Source organism: Streptomyces sp. YIM S03343, from assembly GCF_054729195.1.
In genome coordinates, this window is sequence record NZ_JBPUKX010000002.1 from 880,400 (window position 1) to 898,289 (window position 17,890).

A 17,890-nucleotide genomic window follows, 5' to 3' on the forward strand; every position below is an offset into this window, starting at 1 on the left:
CGCGCACCGAACAGCCCACACCATGGCGGGCGGTTCGGCAAGACACTTGCAGGAGGAACCCGCACCATGCTCCGGCCTTCCAACGAGCCCCCGCAGGGGCAGACCGCCGCCGGCCCGGGGAGCCAGGTCCCCGGCCGTGCCTGGCTGATGCTGGCCCTGGCCACCGTCGGCTTCGCCGTCAATTTCTGGGCCTGGGCGCTGCTCAGCCCCCTCGGCCCGCGGTTCAAGGACACGCTGGCCCTGTCGTCGTTCCAGCAGTCGCTGCTGGTCGCGGTGCCCGTCGTGGTCGGTTCGCTGGGCCGGATCCCGGTCGGCGCCCTGACCGACAAGTTCGGCGGACGGGTCATGTTCCCGCTGGTGTCGGGCGCCACCGTGCTGCCGGTGCTGTACCTCGGGTTCGCCGGGCACTCCTCGCTGACCGCGCTGCTGGCGGGCGGCTTCTTCCTGGGGATCGGCGGCACCGCGTTCGCGGTGGGCGTGCCGGTCGTGAACGCCTGGTTCCCGCCGGAGCGTCGGGGGCTCGCGATCGGCCTGTTCGGCATGGGCATGGGCGGCACCGCGATCAGCGCCCTGACCACGGTGAAGCTGGTCAAGGCCGACGGCATCGAGCGGCCCTTCGTGATCACCGCCGTGGTGCTGGTGGCGTACGCCGTGGTGGCGGCCCTGTTCCTGCGTGACGCGCCCGGCCGCACCGTCCCGACGGAGCCGCTGGGCACCCGTCTGGCGGCCACGCTGAAGCTCGGCATCACCTGGCAGGCGTCCGCGCTGTACGCGGTGGCGTTCGGCGGCTACGTGGCCTTCTCCGTGTACCTCCCCACCTACCTGAAGACCGGCTACGGCCTGGAGCAGGCCGACGCGGCGAACCGCATGGCCGGGTTCGTGGTGCTGGCGGTGGCGGCGCGGCCCATCGGCGGCTGGCTGTCCGACCGCCTCGACCCGGTGCGGGTGCTCGGCGGCTCGCTCGCGGTGGTCGTGGTGGGCTCCCTGATCCAGTCCTTCACCCCGGACCTCACCCCGCTCGGCACCGTCGCCTTCCTGAGCATGGCCGCCGCCTTGGGTGCCGGCAGCGGCGCGACCTTCGCCTTCGTGGCGATGCTCGCCCCGGCCAACCGCACCGGTTCGGTCACCGGCGTGGTCGGCGCCGCGGGCGGCCTGGGCGGATTCGTGCCGCCGCTGCTGATGGGCTCGCTGTACGGCACCTACGGCACCTACGCGGGCGGCCTGCTGCTGCTCGCGGTGGTGGCCTGCGCCGCCCTGGTGTTCACCGGGACCGGTGTGCGCCGCGCCCTGACCAGGCAGGTCGCACCCGCCGCGGCCTAAGAGCCCCGAACAAAATGGGAGTCCGATCAGACGCCGCGAGCCGGGCGCCCATTTTGTTCGGGGCTCTAAGCCGCGCGAAACGGGCCGTTGGACCCCGTGGCCAGACCACGCGGGCCCTGCCCCGGGTTCCGGCGGTCCCGGGATCCTTGAGGGGCAGGGCCCGCGACGGAGCGGACCGCGCGGGCACCGATCCGGGGAGGTGTTGGCCGTGCTACGCCCCGTTGTCGTAGGGCTGGACGGTTCCCGCGAGAGTCTCGCTGCCGCCGACTGGGCCGCCCGGGAGGCGCTCCGGCGCGGCCTGCCGCTGCGGCTGGTGCACGCGTACGAGGGACTGCCGCCGGATGCGTCGGAGCTGCCCGAACTGGAGGCGCCGCGCTACTGGGCGCGGCGGATCCTGCGGGCGGCTCTCGACCGGCTCGACGAGCGCTACCCACAGGTGTGTCTGAGCGCCGATCAGGTCGCCCGGCCCGCCGCCGACGCGCTGGTCGCGGCGGGGTCCGACGCCGAGCTGCTGGTCCTCGGCAGCCGGGCGTTCAGCGGGCTCGGAGGGTTCATGGCGGGCTCGGTGGCCCTGGCCACGGTGGCCCGTGTGCCGCGGCCCGTGGTGCTCGTACGGGCCGAGCAGACCCTGGAGGACGAGCATCTGCCGGGCCCGGAGGGACGGCCGTCGGCGCACGCCCCGTACCGTGAGGTGGTGGTCGGGGTGGACGCCGCGCATCCGTGCGAGGACGTCGTCGCGTACGCCTTCGAGAGCGCGGAACGGCGCGGCGCCCCGCTGGTGGCGGTGCACACCTGGCAGACGACGCGTCTGCCGGGCGTCTCGGACGCCAGAGCGGAAACGGCGTTGCGGGAGGCGGCCGGGCAGGCGCTGGCCGCCGCGCTGCTGCCGTGGCGGGAGAAGTTCCCGTCGGTCGAGATCCACGAGCGGGTCGAGCAGGGCCGCCCGGCGCAGCAGTTGCCGCGCGCGGCGGCGGACGCCGGACTGCTGGTGGTGGGCCGCAGAACCCGCCGCGGCAGGCTGGGCACACACACCGGACCGGTCGCGCATGCCGCGATGCACCACGCCCGCTGCCCAGTCGTGGTCGTACCGCACGCCTGACCTGGTCCGTTGCATCGGCTGGGGCCTTTGTCGGCACCGGGGCCGGAAGGCCCTGTGGGTCCACAGGTCCCAGCCATGGCCCGTTCGGCCCTTGCGAGTTCCGGGGGACTCGCGGTCGTGTTGCCGTCGTACCGCACACCCGACTGCGCCGGCGACCGCTGGAACTCATGGTGGCCCAGGGGCCGGGAGTCCCTGTGGTCCCGTCGGTCCCCGCAGTGGGCCGTTCGGCCCTTGTGGGTCCCGGCGGGATCAGGGCTACGACTTGAAGGACAGAACGGCCGACCTCTGGGAGGAGGGTGCCGTGTTCCAGGTTCGCATCCACGGACGGGGCGGCCAGGGGGCCGTCACGGCCGCGGAGCTGTTGTCGCTGGCGGCGTTTCTGGAGGGCCGCCACGCGCAGGCGTTCCCGAGCTTCGGCTCGGAGCGCACAGGGGCGCCGGTGGTGGCCTTCTGCCGGATGGACGACGCGCCGATCCGGGCGCACGAGCCGGTGACCCGGCCGGACACGGTGGTGGTCCAGGACGCCACGCTGCTGCACCAGGTGAACGTCCTCGAGGGGCTGCGGCCCGGCGGCGCAGTGCTGATCAACTCGCCGCACCGGATCGGTGCGGCGGACCTCGCCGAGTTCACCCGGACCGTGCCGGGCGCGGTCGTCCTCACCGTGTCGGCCACGGCCATGGCGGTACGGCATGTCGGGCGGCCGGTGCCCAGCGCCGTACTGCTGGGCGGGCTCGCCGCACTCACCGGGTGTGTGCTGATCGGCTCGCTCACCACGGCGATCGAGGAGCGTTTCCCCGGCCGGCTGGGCGCGGCCAACGCGGCCGCCGCCCGTGAGGCGTTCGAGCATGTCGGCGCGGAACGGGAGGAGCTGGCCCGTGCTGAAGCAGACTGAGGGGTCACTGGCGGTCGCCGAGACGGTCGCGTACTGCCGTCCGGAGGTGATCTCCGCCTACCCCATCTCGCCGCAGACCCACATCGTGGAGGAGCTCAGCCGCCTGGTGAAGTCGGGTGAGCTGACGCCGTGCGAGTACGTCAACGTGGAGTCCGAGTTCGCCGCGATGTCGATGTGCATCGGGGCGTCGGCGGCCGGTGCGCGCGCCTACACGGCGACCGCGAGCCAGGGCCTGCTGTACATGGTGGAGGCGCTCTACAACGCCGCCGGGCTCGGGCTGCCGATCGTGATGACGGTGGCGAACCGGGCCATCGGGGCGCCCATCAACATCTGGAACGACCACAGCGACTCCATGTCGCAGCGGGACTCGGGCTGGATCCAGCTCTACGCCCGGGACAACCAGGAGGCCGCCGATCTGCATCCGCAGGCGTTCCGGCTGGCGGAGGAGCTGTCGCTGCCGGTGATGGTGTGCATGGACGGCTTCGTGCTCACGCACGCCTGGGAGCGGGTGGAGGTGCCGGAGCCCGCGCAGGTCGACGCGTTCCTGCCGCCGTACGAGCCGCGGCAGGTGCTGGATCCCGAGGACCCGGTGTCGATCGGCGCCATGGTCGGTCCGGACGCCTTCACCGAGGTGCGGTATCTGGCGCACGCCAAGCAGATGCAGGCGCTGGAGGAGATCCCGCGGATCGCCGGGGAGTTCCGGAAGGTGTTCGGGCGGGCCAGCGGCGGGCTGGTGCATCCGTACCGGTGCGAGGACGCCGAGACGGTCGTCGTGGCGCTGGGGTCGGTGTTCGGCACGGTGTGCGACGCCGTGGACGAGCTGCGCGAGCGCGGGGTGCGGATCGGCGCCCTGGCCATCACGTCGTTCCGGCCGTTCCCGCTGGAGGCGGTGCGTACGGTGCTCGGGCGGGCGCAGCAGGTGGTGGTGCTGGAGCGGGCGCTGGCCGTCGGCGTCGGCGGGATCGTTTCCGCGAACGTGCGGACGGCGCTGTCGGGGATCCAGCTCGACGGGCACACCGTGATCGCCGGGCTGGGCGGACGGGCGGTCACCAAGGAGTCCCTGCACCGGCTGTTCGACGACGCGCTCGCCGGGCGGCTGGGGCAGCTGACCTTCCTCGACCTCGACACGGAGCTGGTGGAGCGGGAGCTCGCGCGGATGGCCGCGACCAGGCGGTCGGGTCCGTCCGCGGAGAACATCCTGCGCGACGTGGGGAGCAACCGATGAGCGCCGCACCGCAGGTCAGGTTCTACCAGGTGGGCAGCCACGCCGCCGGGAACCGGCTGCTCGCCCCCGAGTTGCAGTCCGACCAGGCCGACCCGGGCCGCTCCAACGCGCTGACCTCGGGCCACCGGGCCTGCCAGGGCTGCGGTGAGGCACTCGGCGCCCGCTACGTCCTGGACGCGGCCCAACGTGCCGCCGACGGGCGGGTGATCGCGGTGAACGCCACGGGTTGTCTGGAGGTGTTCTCCACGCCGTACCCGGAGACGTCGTGGCAACTGCCGTGGCTGCACTCGCTGTTCGGCAACGCCCCCGCGGTGGCCGCCGGGGTCGCCGCAGCTCTGAGGGCGAAGGGCCGCACCGATGTGCGGGTGGTCGGGCAGGGCGGCGACGGCGGCACCGTGGACATCGGCCTCGGCTGTCTGTCCGGCATGTTCGAGCGCAACGACGATGTGCTGTACGTGTGTTACGACAACGAGGCGTACATGAACACCGGCGTCCAGCGCTCCGGGGCCACTCCCCCGACCGCGCGCACCGCGACCACGCAGGCGGTGGGCGGCAGTCCGGGTGCCCCGTTCGGGCAGGGCAAGAGCCTGCCGCTGATCGCGATGGCGCACGAGATCCCCTATGTCGCCACCGCGACCGTCGCCGGGCTGCGCGACCTGGAGGCGAAGGTGCACCGGGCGATGGGGATGCGCGGCGCCCGCTATCTGCATGTGCTGGTGCCCTGCCCGCTGGGCTGGGGCACGGCGTCCTGCGACACGGTGCGGGTCGCGCGGCTGGCCGAACAGAGCGGTCTGTTCCCCGTGTTCGAGGCGACCGGCGGAGTGGTCACCGATGTGACACCGATCCGCCGGCAGGTGCCGGTGGAGGAGTATCTGCGGGCGCAGAAGCGGTACGCGCATCTCTTCGAGCCCCGGGTGCGCACGGACGTCGTCGCCCGTCTCCAGCGGGTGGCCGACCGCAACATCGCCCGGTACGGGCTGCTGGGGCACGCCGCGGAGGTGCCGTCATGAAGGAGAAACCGTTCGCGATCACCCTCGACGTCGGCTCCAGCCTGGCCAACCGCACCGGCGCCTGGCGCACCGAACGCCCCGGCTATGTCGATCTGCTGCCGCCCTGCAACCAGGCGTGCCCGGCCGGGGAGAACATCCAGCAGTGGCTGTACCACGCGGAGAGCGGCGACTACGAGGCCGCGTGGCGGCAGCTGATGCGGGACAACCCGCTGCCCGCGGTGATGGGCCGGGTGTGCTTCCACCCCTGTGAAACAGCGTGCAACCGCGCGCAGTCGGACGACGCGGTCGGCATCAACGCGGTCGAGAGGTTCCTGGGCGACGAGGCGATCCGGCGCGGCTGGCGGGTGCCGCCGCCCGAGGTGTCCACCGGCAAGCGGGTCCTGGTCGTCGGCTCGGGCCCGGCGGGATTGTCGGCCGCCTACCAACTGCGCCTGCTGGGGCACGAGGTGACGCTCCGTGAGGCGCAGGACCGCCCCGGCGGCATGATGCGCTACGGCATCCCGCGCTACCGGCTGCCGCGCGAGGTGCTGGACGCCGAGATCGACCGGATCACCGCGCTCGGCGTCACGCTCGAGCTCGGCGCACGGGTCGACGACGTGCTCGCGGCGCAGCGCGAGGGCCGCTTCGACGCGGTGTTCCTCGCCGTCGGGGCGGGCATCGGCAGGCGTGCCTACATCCCTGCGGGCGACAGCGCCCGCATCCTCGACGCCGTGTCGCTGCTCGGCAGCATGGAGGGCGAGGGCCCGCCGCTGCTCGGGCGCCGGGTCGCCGTGTACGGCGGCGGCAACACCGCGATGGACGCGGCGCGCACGGCACGCAGGCTGGGCGCCACGGACGCGGTCGTCGTCTACCGGCGCACCCGGGACCGGATGCCCGCACACGACATCGAGGTCGAGGAGGCGCTGGAGGAGGGCGTGCGGATGAAGTGGCTCTCCACCATCAAACACGCCGACGGCGGCCGGCTGTCCATCGAGCGGATGCGGCTGGACGACACCGGATTCCCGCAGCCCACGGGCGAGTTCGAGGATCTGGACGCCGACACGGTGGTGCTGGCGCTGGGCCAGGAGTCGGATCTGTCCCTGCTGAGGGACGTGCCCGACCTCACCCTGGACCACGGTCTGGTACAGGTCGCCGAAGGGCTGATGACGGGCCATCAGGGCATTTTCGCCGGCGGCGACATGGTGCCCGACGAGCGCACGGTCACGGTGGCCGTGGGCCACGGCAAGAGGGCGGCCCGTCACATCGACGCCCATCTGCGCGGCACGTCCCACGACCCCGGTGCCAAGCACCCGGTCGCCGAGTTCGGGAACCTGAACACCTGGTACTACTCCGACGCGCCGGCGTCGGTCCGGCCCAGGCTCGAACTGGCGCGGCGCATCACGACGTTCGACGAGGTGGTGCAGGGGCTCGACGAATCCACGGCGCTGTTCGAGGCACGCCGCTGCATGTCCTGCGGCAACTGCTTCGAGTGCGACAACTGCTACGGCGTCTGCCCCGACAACGCCATCACCAAGCTGGGCCCCGGCAAGGGCTTCTCCATCGACCTGGACTACTGCAAGGGCTGCGGCCTGTGCGCCGCCGAGTGCCCGTGCGGGGCGATCGAGATGACCCCGGAGGAGGACACCACGGTATGACCCCGTCCGCCCCCTCGGAGCCCGAACCCCACCGGCATCGCCCGTCGTTCTTAGAGCCCCGAACAAGATGGGAGTCCGATCAGCTCGCGGCGTCTGGTGCGTGCGATCGCAAGGCGCCGGAAGGTCCTCGTAGCGGAGCTACTAGGACCTTTCGGCAACGCGGCGAGCGTGCGTGCCAGACGCCGCGAGCCGGGCGCCCATTTTGTTCGGGGCTCTTACGGCCGCCCCTTCTCCGGCCGCCGTGGGAACGACGGGCGATCGGGCCCGGCGGCACCGACCGCTTACCCGGGACCCGCCCTCGCGCGGCTGCTGCGCCGCGGAAAGCACATCCATCGCAGTCGACATCGCGGCCGGCATGCCCGTCGGGATCGCAGTCGGCATCGCAATCGACTTCGCAGTCGAATCGACATGTCCCTAGGAGCACACGCATGTTCTGTTACCAGTGTGAGCAGGCCGACCGCACCGGCGTAGTACCGGGGTGTGCCGGACCGGTCGGGAACTGCGGGAAGGATCCGGCCACCGCCGAGGTGCAGGACCTGCTGATCCACTCCGTGAAGGGCATCGCCCAGTACGCGGTGCGGGCGCGGGCGCTGGGCGCCCCCGACGACGAGGCGGCGGCGTTCGTCCTGTCGGCGATGTTCACCACCCTGACGAACGTGAACTTCAACCCGACCCGCTTCGTCGCCCTGCTCCAGGAGGCAGCCGCCGTACGGGACCGGGTACGGGCCCGCTACGAGGACGCCGCGCACGACCACGGCATGGAGCCCGACCGGCTCACCGGGCCCGCCCTGTGGCAGCCCGCGCCGGATCTGGAGGGCCTCCTGACCCAGGCCCCGGCCTTCCGGGTGGACGCCGGTCTCGATCTGGTCGGCCCGGACGTCGTGGGACTGCGCTCCCTGCACCTGTACGCACTGAAGGGGATCTGCGCCTACGCGCACCACGCCCATGTGCTCGGCAAGGACAGCGCGCAGGTCTTCGCGGGCGTCGAGGACGGGCTCGCCTATCTCGCCGGCGAACCGGCCGATGTGGACGACCTGCTGGAACGGGCGATCGGCCTCGGTCATCTCAACCTCGCCGTGCTGGAGCTGCTGGACGCCGCCAACACCGGCACGTTCGGCGCCCAGGAGCCGACCGTGGTGCGCACGACCCCCGTCGCCGGCAAGGCGATCCTGGTCAGCGGGCACGATCTGCGGGACCTGGCCGCGGTGCTGATGCAGACCGAGGGCACCGGCATCAGCGTCTACACCCACGGCGAGCTGCTGCCCGCCCACGCCTACCCCGAGCTGCGGTCGTATCCGCACCTGGTGGGGAACTACGGCGGCGCCTGGCAGGACCAGCAGCGCGAGTTCGCCAAGTTCCCCGGCCCGATCCTGATGACGTCGAACTGCATCGTCGAGCCGTACCCCGCCTACCGGCGCCGCATCTTCACCACCGGACCGGTCGGCTGGCCCGGCGTTCGCCACCTCGCCGACGGCGACTTCACCCCGCTGGTCCAGGCGGCCAAGGCGATGCCCGGCTTCCGCGCGGACGCGCCGGAACGGTACATCACCGTCGGCTTCGGCCGTGACGCACTGCTCGCCGCCGCCGACGACATCACCGACGCCGTACGCCGCGGCGCGATCCGGCACTTCTTCCTGGTCGGCGGCTGCGACGGCCCCACCACCGGCCGGGACTACTACCGCGACTTCGCGCTCGCCGCCCCGGACAACGCGGTCGTGCTCACCCTCGGCTGCGGCAAGTACCGCTTCAACCAGCACGACTTCGGCGCCATCGACGGCATCCCGCGGCTGCTGGACCTCGGCCAGTGCAACGACACGCACTCCGCGGTGCGTATCGCGGCCGCGCTCGCGGACGCCTTCGACTGCGGCCTCAACGACCTGCCGCTGACCATCGCCCTGTCGTGGACCGAGCAGAAGGCGGTCGCCGTGCTGCTCAGCCTGCTCGCCCTCGGCCTGCGCAACATCCATCTCGGCCCGACCCTGCCCGCCTATCTCACACCGGATCTGCTGGGCGTCCTGGTGGACCGGTTCGCGCTGCGCCCGGTCGGCGACGCGAAGGCCGATGTCGCCGCCGCGCTGCAGAGGGCCGGGGCATGACCGTCACCCTGGCCACCGCCGACGGGCAGCGCCTGGAGTTCGGCTGCGAGGACGGGCAGAACGTCCTGGAGGCCGCCGCGGAGTGGGGCGCCGCCCTGCCCGCGGCCTGTCGCCAGGGCACCTGCGGCTCCTGCCGGGCCACCGTCGCCGAGGGCGCCTACGACCTCGGCGCGTGCGGTGCGGACGCCCTGCCGACCGCCGAACGGGAGGCGGGCGGCGTCCTGCTGTGCCGCACCTACCCGCGCGGAGAGCTGGCTGCCGCCCTCCCCTACGACGACTCCCGCATCCTGTACGGCGGGATCCCGGTGCGCAAGGGCACGGTCACCGCGCTGGAGACGGTCGCCCGGGACACCGTACGGCTGGAGCTGACGCTCACGGAGGACGACGAGCAGGGCGCCGGATTCCAGTTCGACGCCGGGCAGTTCGTCGAGGTGCAGGTGCCCGGCGGCGAGGAGCGGCGGGCGTACTCGCTCGCCAACACCGGGAACTGGGACGGCCGGGTGGAGCTGTTCGTCCGGCTGCGGCCGGGCGGGCTGTTCTCCGGGTATCTGGCCGAACGGGCCCGGATCGGCGACTCGTTGACGGTGCAGGGCCCGCAGGGCGCGTTCGGGCTGCGGGAGACGGGGCTGCGGCCGCGCTGGTTCGTGGCGGGCGGTCGGGCTAGCGCCTGATGCCGATAGTTCGGCAGATGGCCAAGTGACATGAGGCGCAGCCCGCGCGGTTCTTCTTCGGTTTGAATCCTCTCCCAGCTGAAGTTGGGAGATTCCTGGCTCACGCTGCTCGGTTGCTTAGCGAGCAATCGAGTCTTCCGCGATCAACACCAGCCGGGTTGAAACCAGCCCGGGGTCTTGAAACAAGTTCAAGAGGGGTGCACGTGCTTGGTTCTCGCAACGCGCACGAACTACCTTACCCGGTCGCGCGGGCGGGGATTCACCTCGGGGGCGAAGTCGCCGTTCCTCGCCCTGCTGCGCAAGGGTGATTCCTACCCGGCAGGAAATGAAGGACGGGGCATCCTCGAAGGTTTCCGGTGACGCGGCCTTCGTAGCGCGGTCACCGGGAACACAGCCGTGTGCCCCCTGCGGACGTCCACCGCAGGGGGCACGCGTCGTGCCGGGCCGGAGTGTCAGGAGACGAACTCCGCGACGGCCGCCTTCAGTTCGCTCAGACCCTTCTTCGCGTCACTGAAGAACATGCCGGTCTTGGGATCGGTGTAGAGCTCGTTGTCGATGCCCGCGTAACCGTGGCCCATGGACCGCTTGATGACGACGACGCTCTTGGCCTTGTCGACATCGAGGATCGGCATGCCCGAGATGGCGTTGCCGGAGCGGCGGGCCATCGGGTTGGTGACGTCGTTGGCGCCGATCACCAGGGCGACATCGGCCTGCGGGAACACCGGGTTGACCTCGTCCATCTCCTTCAGCTGCGTGTACGGCACATTGGCCTCGGCCAGCAGCACGTTCATGTGCCCGGGCATACGGCCGGCGACCGGGTGGACGGCGTAGCTGACGTCGATGCCGTTCTCGGTGAGCAGCTTGGCGAGGTCGCCGAGCTCGTGCTGGGCCTGGGCGGCGGCGAGACCGTAGCCGGGGACGAAGATGACCTTGCTGGCGTAGGCCAGCTGGATCGCCACGTCGTCCGCGGACACCGACCGCACCTGGGCCGGGGCCCCGCCGGGGCCCGCGTCCGCCGTGCCGCCGTCACCGGTGCCGAAGCCGCCGATCACGATGTTGGCGATGGACCGGTTCATCGCGTCGGCCATCAGCTTGGTGAGGATGCCGCCGGAGGAGCTGACCAGCATGCCCGCGATGATCAGGGCGGTCTCGTTCAGGACGAAGCCCGCCATGGCGACCGCGGAGCCGGTGAAGGCGTTCAGCAGGGCGATGACGACGGGCATGTCGGCGCCGCCGATGGGCAGCACCATGGTCACGCCGAACAGCAGCGCCACCAGCAGCAGCCCGTACAGGGCGAAGAGGGAGTCGGGCGCCAGGACCAGCCACACCGTCCCGGCGACGAACGACACCGGCAGCACCACATTCAGCAGCCGGGCCCCCGGGAACACCACCGGCGCACCGGAGATGAGGCCCTGGAGCTTGCCCGCGGCGATCAGCGAGCCGGAGAAGGTGACCGCGCCGATGATGATGTCGAGGGCACCGGGCAGCGAGACCCGGGCGCCGAGCACGGCCGGATCCTCGGCCTGGAGCAGGTCGTTGACGGCGATGAGTGCGGCCGCCCCGCCGCCCACCGCGTTGAAGAGGCTGACCAGCTGGGGCATGGCGGTCATCTTGACCTCGCGGGCCATGTACAGCCCGAGAGCGCCGCCGATCAGGCCGCCGGAGGCGAGCACCAGCCAGCCGGTGGTGCTGATATTGCCCTCGTGGGCGACCAGCCACACGGTCGCGGCGATCGCCACGGCCATGGCGCCCGCGGAGAGCGTGTTGCCGCGGCGGGCGGTGCGCGGGTGGTTCATCAGGTGCAGGCCGATGACGAAGCAGGCGGCCGCCGCGAGGAAGATGTAGTGGATGGCGTTGGTGACGTTGTCCATGGCGTTCACACCCCGGCCTTCGGCTGCTGCTGAGCGGCCTCGGACACTGATTCTGCCGCTGGCTCCGCCGCCGTCTCCGCCGGCTTCTCGGGGGTCTTCGGCTTGAACATCTCCAGCATCCGGTCCGTGACCGCGTAGCCGCCGACGACGTTCATCGCGCCGAACACCATCGCGACGAACGCGAGGGTGTAGCCGATCCAGTTGTGCGACTCGGCAGCGATCAGCATGGCGCCGATGACGACGATGCCGTGCACCGAGTTGGAGCCGGACATCAGCGGAGTGTGCAGGGTCGCAGGGACCTTGCTGATCACTTCGATGCCGACCAGCACGCTCAGCACGAACACGGTGATCGCGGTGAGCAGGTCGAGGTTGTTCATGAGGACACGCCTTCGGTGGGTGAGGTTCCGCCCATCAGGGCGCCGGTGATCTCGTCGTCGGCGTCGAGGACGAGTTCGCCGTCGCGCACAAGGTGCCGCAGCAGCGCGGCGAGGTTGCGGGCGTAGGCGGTGGACGCGGCGGTGGCCATCGCGGACGGCAGCCGTCCGGCGCCGATGACGGTCACGCCGTTGTCGAGGACGACGGTCTTGTCGGGTTCGGAGCCCTCGACGTTGCCGCCGAGTTCGCTCGCCGCGAGGTCGACGACGACCGAGCCGGGCTTCATGGCCTCGACCGCGGTCGCCGTGACCAGCAGCGGGGGCTTGCGGCCCGGCACCTGGGCCGTGGTGATGACGATGTCGGTCTTGGCGATGTGCGCGTCGAGGGCGGCGCGCTGGGCCTTCGACTCCTCCTCGGTCAGCTCACGGGCGTAGCCGCCCCCGCCGTCGCCCTGGCCGCCCTGCGCGGCGCCCTGGAGGTCCAGGAACTTCGCGCCCAGCGACTCCACCTCGCCGCGCGAGGCGGGACGCACGTCGTACGCGGTGACGACGGCGCCGAGCCGGCGGGCGGTGGCGATGGCCTGGAGGCCGGCGACACCGGCGCCGAGGACGAGGACCTGCGCCGGGCGCATGGTGCCCGCCGCAGTGGTCAGCATCGGGAAGAAGCGGTCGTACGAGTCCGCCGCGAGGACCGCCGCCTTGTAGCCGGCGACGTTGGCCTGCGAGGTGAGCGCGTCCATGGACTGGGCGCGGCTCAGGGTGCGGGGCAGCAGGTCCAGGCTCACCGTGCGCACGGAGCGCCCGGCGAGCTGCTCGGCCAGCTCCGGGTGGCGGCGCAGTTCGAGCAGGCCGACGAGGACCTGCCCCTCGCGCAGCGCCCCGACGTTCTCGGCCTCCGGCGGAGCCACGCACAGCACGGCGTCGGCACGCTCGTACAGCTCCTCCGCCGGGACGACGGTGGCGCCCGCCTCGGTGTAGTCGGCGTCGGTGAACCATGCGCCGGAGCCCGCACCGGACTCGACCAGGACGTCGATCCCGGCCCGGCGCAGGAGTGTGACGGCCTCGGGGACGAGGGCGACCCGGCGTTCGCCGGGCGCTCGTTCCCTTACGGCACCTACGGTGACGGTTCCCATGTTCTACTGCCTCTTCCTCTGGGTCCGGGGGCGCGGGGGTGGCGCCGGACTGCTTGGGTCCTGCGTTCAGAACCGGAAGACGAGCCGTGCCTCGGCCCGTCCGCCCAGTACCTCATCGAAGGATTCGTTGACCTGGTCCAGCCGCCGGCTCTCCGCGACGACCCGGGTGCGTCCGGCCGCGTGCAGGGCGAACACCTCGGACAGGTCCTGGCGAGTACCGACGATGGAGCCTATGACGGTGATACCACCGAGCACAGTCCCGAAAATCGGAATGTGTATCGCGGCGTTGTCGGCGGGGAGGCCGACCATCACCAGACGGCCGCCGCGGTTCAGCGACCGGTACGCCTGTTCGAACGCGCGGGGAGCGGCGGCGAGGACGACGGCGACATCGGCTCCGCCGGCCTTCCTGATCTCCTCCACGGGGTCGTGGGTGCGGGCGTTGACCAGTTCGTCGGCGCCGAGCCGGTGGGCCATGCCGAGCTTGTCGGGCTCGACGTCCACGGCGGTGACGAAGCCGCCGACCAGGCGCGCGTACTGGACGGCGAGATGCCCGAGGCCGCCGATGCCGAAGACGGCGACCCGTTCGGCCGGGACGACCTGCGCGACCTTGACCGCCTTGTACGTGGTGACGCCCGCGCAGGTCAGCGGCGCCGCGTCGAAGGACGTCACGCCGTCGGGGACCCTGACGACGGCGCCCGCGTCGGCGACGGCGTACTCGGCGTAGCAGCCGTCCACGGAGTACCCGGAGTTGACCTGCTGCTCGCAGAGGGTCTCCCGGCCGGAGACGCAGTACTTGCAGGTGCCGCAGGACGAGCCGAGCCAGGGGATCGCCACCCGCTGGCCGAGCAGGTCGGCCGGGACGCCCGTGCCGACGGCGGTGACCGGGCCGACGCCCTCGTGGCCGGGGACGAACGGCGGCCGGGGCTTGACCGGCCAGTCGCCGTGCGCGGCGTGGATGTCGGTGTGGCAGAGCCCGGAGGCCTCCATCCTCACCTGCACCTGGCCGGGGCCGGGTGCGGGGACGGGGAGGTCCTGGATCTCCAGGGGCTTGCCGAAGTCGGTGACGACCGCTGCCTTCATGATCCGCTCCTCGGCCGGCGGTACCGCCGGCGTCCCTAGTCCGTTCTTGCTGCCTGTTGCTCGTCCGGCGGTGGGCCGGGGTGATGGTGCCTCGGGTGTGCTCCTGGATCGGTGATGCGTCCGGCGTCCGCCGGAACGGGTGAGCTGTGGTGCGTCACTGCTGTCGCTGCTCTCGCTGCTGAGGTCGCTGTCGCTGTGCCGTCGGTTCAGCCGGCTTTGTGGCGGGGGCGGTTGACCCGGGTGACGAAGCGGAGACCGAGGCCGGGGGCCAGGGAGTGTCCGTCGGGGTCGCCGGGGGCCACGTCCAGCAGGAGGCGGGGGCGGCCGAGCGCCTGGTACAGGTCGGCGTCGATGTGGAACGTGCAGCCGTCCAGGACGCCGAGCAGCATGTCGCCCTCGCCGACGTGGACCTGACCGCCCGGGAAGCACCACGGGTCGCCGCCGTCCGGGGCCCGGCCGCCGCCGTCGCCGTGCTCGCGGGGCTGGACGAACATCACCGGTCCGCCGTGGGCGGCCCGCAGGGCGGCGATCGCCCGGTGTGCCGCTTCGGTCGCGGTGACGCGTCCGGCGTTTCCGTTCCGGAGGTTCGCCGGCATGGCGCTGCACTCCTCGGCGGCTCTCGGCGGGCCTGCCCGGCCCGGACGGTTCGGGGTGCCGGCCGGTCCAGATACGGCAGTGCCGCCGGGCCCGTGGGACGGCCATGAGAGCCCCGCACGAAATGGGAGCCCGATCAGCTCGCGGCGTCTGGTGCGTGCGATCGCAAGGCGCCGGAAGGTCCTCGATGGGGGTCCCCCCTGCTCGAGCGAAGCCGAGAGCTTGGGGGAGGAGCTACTAGGGCCTTTCGGCAACGCGGCGAGCGTGCGTGCCAGGCGTCGCGAGCCGGGCTCCCATTTCGTGCGGGGCTCTGAGAGCGGCGGGAGAGCGGCCGGGGACGGTGGGAGGGCGGTCTCGTGGGCGGGGGCGGGGGCGGGGTGCGCGTCGCCGGTACGGCGTGAGGAGGGAAGGCGGCGGCCGCCGGGGCGCAGTGCCTCGTGAGCTGTGCGGCGCCGCCGGGCTTCGGTGGCCGGGCCGGGCACGCGGGAGGCGGGCGCGCCGTCGGGCGGCGTCACGAGTCGCTCGTGCGCCGCCCGGGTCGCGGGTGCCGGAAGGGCGGTGGGCACGTCCATGGCACCTCCCACGTGTCAGCCTGTGCTCTTGTCCCCTCCCACCTCACCTGGGCGCGGCGGCACACTGGAGAGGCCGAACGGCCCCGGCTGCGGGGCCCGAGGACCCCGTCGGGGTCTCGGTGAGGTCTCGGTGGGTCTCAGTGGCGGGGCGTCGGGGCGTGCCGTACCTCCGCGAGGTGCCGTGCGAGCATGAACGCCCCTACGGCGCCGAAGAACGTGAACGGTACGACGATGATCCCGACCATGGAGAAGGCGAGCAGTGCGGACAGGAGGAGCAGCAGCGCGACGAGCGCGTAGAGCACTCCTTCTTCCGTACCGAGGAACAGCCGCTTGGCCTTCATGACACTCCTCCTTCCTGGAGGGCCTGTCTGCTCCCAGCGTGTGCCGGTGCGGGACGGCCGGGGAGGGGCCGGCTGGCCGTGCGCAGCGGCCACAGGGCCCCACTTGGGCGTACGACGCCGGTGGGCTGCGCCCTGCCCGCGCGCTGTCACTCGACCGGCACAAGCCACACCAGGGTCGTACCGCCGCCTTCGGGTGAGTCGACGGTGAGAGAGCCGCCGAGCTGCTCGGCGCGCTCCGCCATGTTGCGCAGCCCGCTGCGGCGGCCCGAGGCGGGGATGCCGACGCCGTTGTCGGTGACCTTCAGCCGTACCTCGCGGCCGTCGGTGACCAGGACGACGGCGGTGCGGTCCGCCTGGGAATGGCGGGCGACGTTGGTGAGGCTCTCGGAGAGCACGGCGACGACATGGTCGGCGATCTCGCGCGGTACGTCGGTGTCGACCAGCCCTTCCATGCGGACACTGGGCGTGAAGCCGAGCACCGGGGCGGCCTCGCCGACGGCATGGACGACGCGGGCGCGCAGTCCCGTGCTGGAGGCACCGTCGCGGGCCCGCAGCCCGAAGATGGTCGATCTGATGATCTTGATGGTCTCGTCGAGGTCGTCCACGGCCCGCACCACGCGTTCGGCGGCCGCCGGGTGCTCGATGAAGCGGCCGGCGCTCTGGAGGGTCATACCGGTCGCGAACAGCCGCTGGATGGCCAGGTCGTGGAGGTCGCGGGCGATCCGGTCGCGGTCCTTGAGCACCGCGATCTCCTCGACGTCGTGGCGGTGCTCGGCCAGTTCCATGGCGATGGCCGCCTGGGCGGCGAAGCCCTGCAGCGGCAGGAGTTCCTTCTCGGAGAACGGGGAGCGGGCGCTGTCGCGGACCAGCAGGACGACACCGCGCACATCGCCCACGCCGGTCCCTACCGGGACGGCCACGGCGGGGCCGAGTCCGGTGAAGCGCTGCGGCCCGGTCGAGACGCGGGGGTCGTCGGAGATGTCCTGGCTGGTGACGGGGGTGGCGGCGGTGAAGGCGGCGCCCATGAGGCTGTCGTCGACGGGCAGCACCAGGCCGCGGTGGGTGTCGGCCAGGCTGCCCATGGCGAGTTCGACCGACAGTGAGTCGGTGTCCTCCATGGGCATCGCCACCAGGGCGAGGGCGGCGCCGGTGATGTCACGGGCCCGCTCGGCGATCAGCCCGAGCACCTCGGCCCGCTCGGCGCCGGACATCAGGCTGTGGGTGATCTCCGCGTTGGCCCGCAGCCAGCGTTCGCGCGTCCGGGACTCCTCGTAGAGGCGGGCGTTGTCGATGGCGACGCCGGCGGCGACGGCGAGGGTGGACAGGACCGACTCGTCCTCCTCGTCGAACTGGGCCCCGCCGCGCTTCTCGGTGAGGTAGAGGTTGCCGAAGACCTGGTCGCGGACCCGGATGGGGACGCCGAGGAAGGTGTTCATCGGCGGGTGGTGGACGGGGAAGCCGTAGGAGGAGGGGTGCTCGGCGATCTTCGCGATCCGCAGCGGCTCGGGGTGGCGGATGAGTTCGCCGAGGATGCCGTGCCCCTCCGGGAAGGAACCGATCCTGGCGATCTGCTCGTCGGTGACGCCGACGGTGTGGAAGGCGGACAGGGTGCGGCCGTCCGGGCCGATCACGCCGAGGGCCGCGTACTCGGCGTCCACCAGGACGGCGGCGGCCTCGACGATGCTGTGCAGGGCCTGTTCGAGGTCCAGTTCGCGGCCGACCGCCAGCACGGCCTCCAGGAGGCTGTGCACCCGGTCGCGTGTGCCGCGGGCCGCGTCGAGTCGTGCCTGCAGCTCCTCCAGCAGTTCGTCCAGCCTCAGCTGCGGCAGCCTGAGGCGGGCCTCCCCGGTGTCCTCGGAGCGTCCCACCGGTGGTCCTCCAGATCCGATACCCGGCCGAGAGCCTTCCGCCCCGGCCACCTGCCACGGTAACGGTCCCCTGTTTCGCCGCACACACCACCCGTCCGGTGCACATGACG

Annotated in this window: 15 protein-coding genes; 8 read left to right on the forward strand and 7 right to left on the reverse strand. The window is 72.1% G+C overall.

Annotated elements, in window-relative coordinates:
* The first annotated feature begins 66 nt into the window (after positions 1-66).
* From ACSYGN_RS39685 to ACSYGN_RS39720, 8 genes are all read left to right on the forward strand, one after another.
* Positions 67-1,320 carry an MFS transporter gene (locus ACSYGN_RS39685; protein WP_460405437.1) on the forward strand — a complete coding sequence of 418 codons (1,254 nt, stop codon included), beginning with the start codon at positions 67-69 and terminating at the stop codon, positions 1,318-1,320.
* A 208-nt stretch (positions 1,321-1,528) separates the two neighbouring features.
* On the forward strand, positions 1,529-2,419 hold the full coding sequence (locus tag ACSYGN_RS39690; protein WP_460405439.1) for a universal stress protein: 891 nt from the start codon (positions 1,529-1,531) through the stop codon (positions 2,417-2,419).
* Positions 2,420-2,720: 301 nt separating this feature from the next.
* The gene (locus tag ACSYGN_RS39695) at positions 2,721-3,311 is read left to right on the forward strand and encodes a 2-oxoacid:acceptor oxidoreductase family protein (protein WP_460405441.1); all 591 of its coding nucleotides are present in this window, start codon (positions 2,721-2,723) and stop codon (positions 3,309-3,311) included.
* Positions 3,295-4,536 carry a transketolase C-terminal domain-containing protein gene (locus ACSYGN_RS39700; protein ID WP_460405443.1) on the forward strand — a complete coding sequence of 414 codons (1,242 nt, stop codon included), beginning with the start codon at positions 3,295-3,297 and terminating at the stop codon, positions 4,534-4,536. Before ACSYGN_RS39695 ends, ACSYGN_RS39700 begins: the two co-directional genes overlap by 17 nt.
* Entirely contained in the window at positions 4,533-5,546 is a 1,014-nt protein-coding gene (locus ACSYGN_RS39705) for a thiamine pyrophosphate-dependent enzyme (RefSeq protein ID WP_460405445.1), read from the forward strand. Before ACSYGN_RS39700 ends, ACSYGN_RS39705 begins: the two co-directional genes overlap by 4 nt.
* Entirely contained in the window at positions 5,543-7,180 is a 1,638-nt protein-coding gene (locus tag ACSYGN_RS39710) for an NAD(P)-binding protein (RefSeq protein ID WP_460405447.1), read from the forward strand. The genes ACSYGN_RS39705 and ACSYGN_RS39710 overlap by 4 nt, the downstream gene beginning before the upstream one ends.
* 428 nt (positions 7,181-7,608) lie before the next feature.
* On the forward strand, positions 7,609-9,276 hold the full coding sequence (hcp, locus tag ACSYGN_RS39715; RefSeq protein WP_460405449.1) for a hydroxylamine reductase: 1,668 nt from the start codon (positions 7,609-7,611) through the stop codon (positions 9,274-9,276).
* On the forward strand, positions 9,273-9,947 hold the full coding sequence (locus ACSYGN_RS39720; RefSeq protein ID WP_460405451.1) for an FAD-binding oxidoreductase: 675 nt from the start codon (positions 9,273-9,275) through the stop codon (positions 9,945-9,947). Before hcp ends, ACSYGN_RS39720 begins: the two co-directional genes overlap by 4 nt.
* Before the next feature lie 452 nt (positions 9,948-10,399).
* Here ACSYGN_RS39720 and ACSYGN_RS39725 read toward each other — a convergent pair whose 3' ends face one another.
* The 7 genes from ACSYGN_RS39725 to ACSYGN_RS39755 form a co-directional block, all read right to left on the reverse strand.
* Positions 10,400-11,818 carry an NAD(P)(+) transhydrogenase (Re/Si-specific) subunit beta gene (locus ACSYGN_RS39725; RefSeq protein WP_460405453.1) on the reverse strand — a complete coding sequence of 473 codons (1,419 nt, stop codon included), beginning with the start codon at positions 11,816-11,818 and terminating at the stop codon, positions 10,400-10,402.
* A 5-nt stretch (positions 11,819-11,823) separates the two neighbouring features.
* Complete coding sequence (locus ACSYGN_RS39730; RefSeq protein WP_460405455.1) at positions 11,824-12,195, reverse strand: NAD(P) transhydrogenase subunit alpha part 2; 372 nt, start codon at positions 12,193-12,195, stop codon at positions 11,824-11,826.
* Complete coding sequence (locus ACSYGN_RS39735) at positions 12,192-13,325, reverse strand: NAD(P) transhydrogenase subunit alpha (RefSeq protein WP_460405457.1); 1,134 nt, start codon at positions 13,323-13,325, stop codon at positions 12,192-12,194. The genes ACSYGN_RS39730 and ACSYGN_RS39735 overlap by 4 nt, the downstream gene beginning before the upstream one ends.
* A gap of 66 nt (positions 13,326-13,391) precedes the next feature.
* Positions 13,392-14,405 (reverse strand): zinc-dependent alcohol dehydrogenase, encoded by a 1,014-nt coding sequence (locus tag ACSYGN_RS39740; RefSeq protein ID WP_460405459.1) that lies wholly within the window; start codon positions 14,403-14,405, stop codon positions 13,392-13,394.
* A gap of 206 nt (positions 14,406-14,611) precedes the next feature.
* Positions 14,612-15,001, reverse strand: coding sequence for a DUF779 domain-containing protein (locus ACSYGN_RS39745; RefSeq protein ID WP_460405461.1), 390 nt, complete (start codon positions 14,999-15,001; stop codon positions 14,612-14,614).
* 707 nt (positions 15,002-15,708) lie between these two features.
* On the reverse strand, positions 15,709-15,912 hold the full coding sequence (locus tag ACSYGN_RS39750) for a hypothetical protein (protein ID WP_460405463.1): 204 nt from the start codon (positions 15,910-15,912) through the stop codon (positions 15,709-15,711).
* A gap of 146 nt (positions 15,913-16,058) precedes the next feature.
* Positions 16,059-17,780, reverse strand: coding sequence for a sensor histidine kinase (locus ACSYGN_RS39755; protein WP_460405465.1), 1,722 nt, complete (start codon positions 17,778-17,780; stop codon positions 16,059-16,061).
* Between the last annotated feature and the right edge of the window lie 110 nt (positions 17,781-17,890).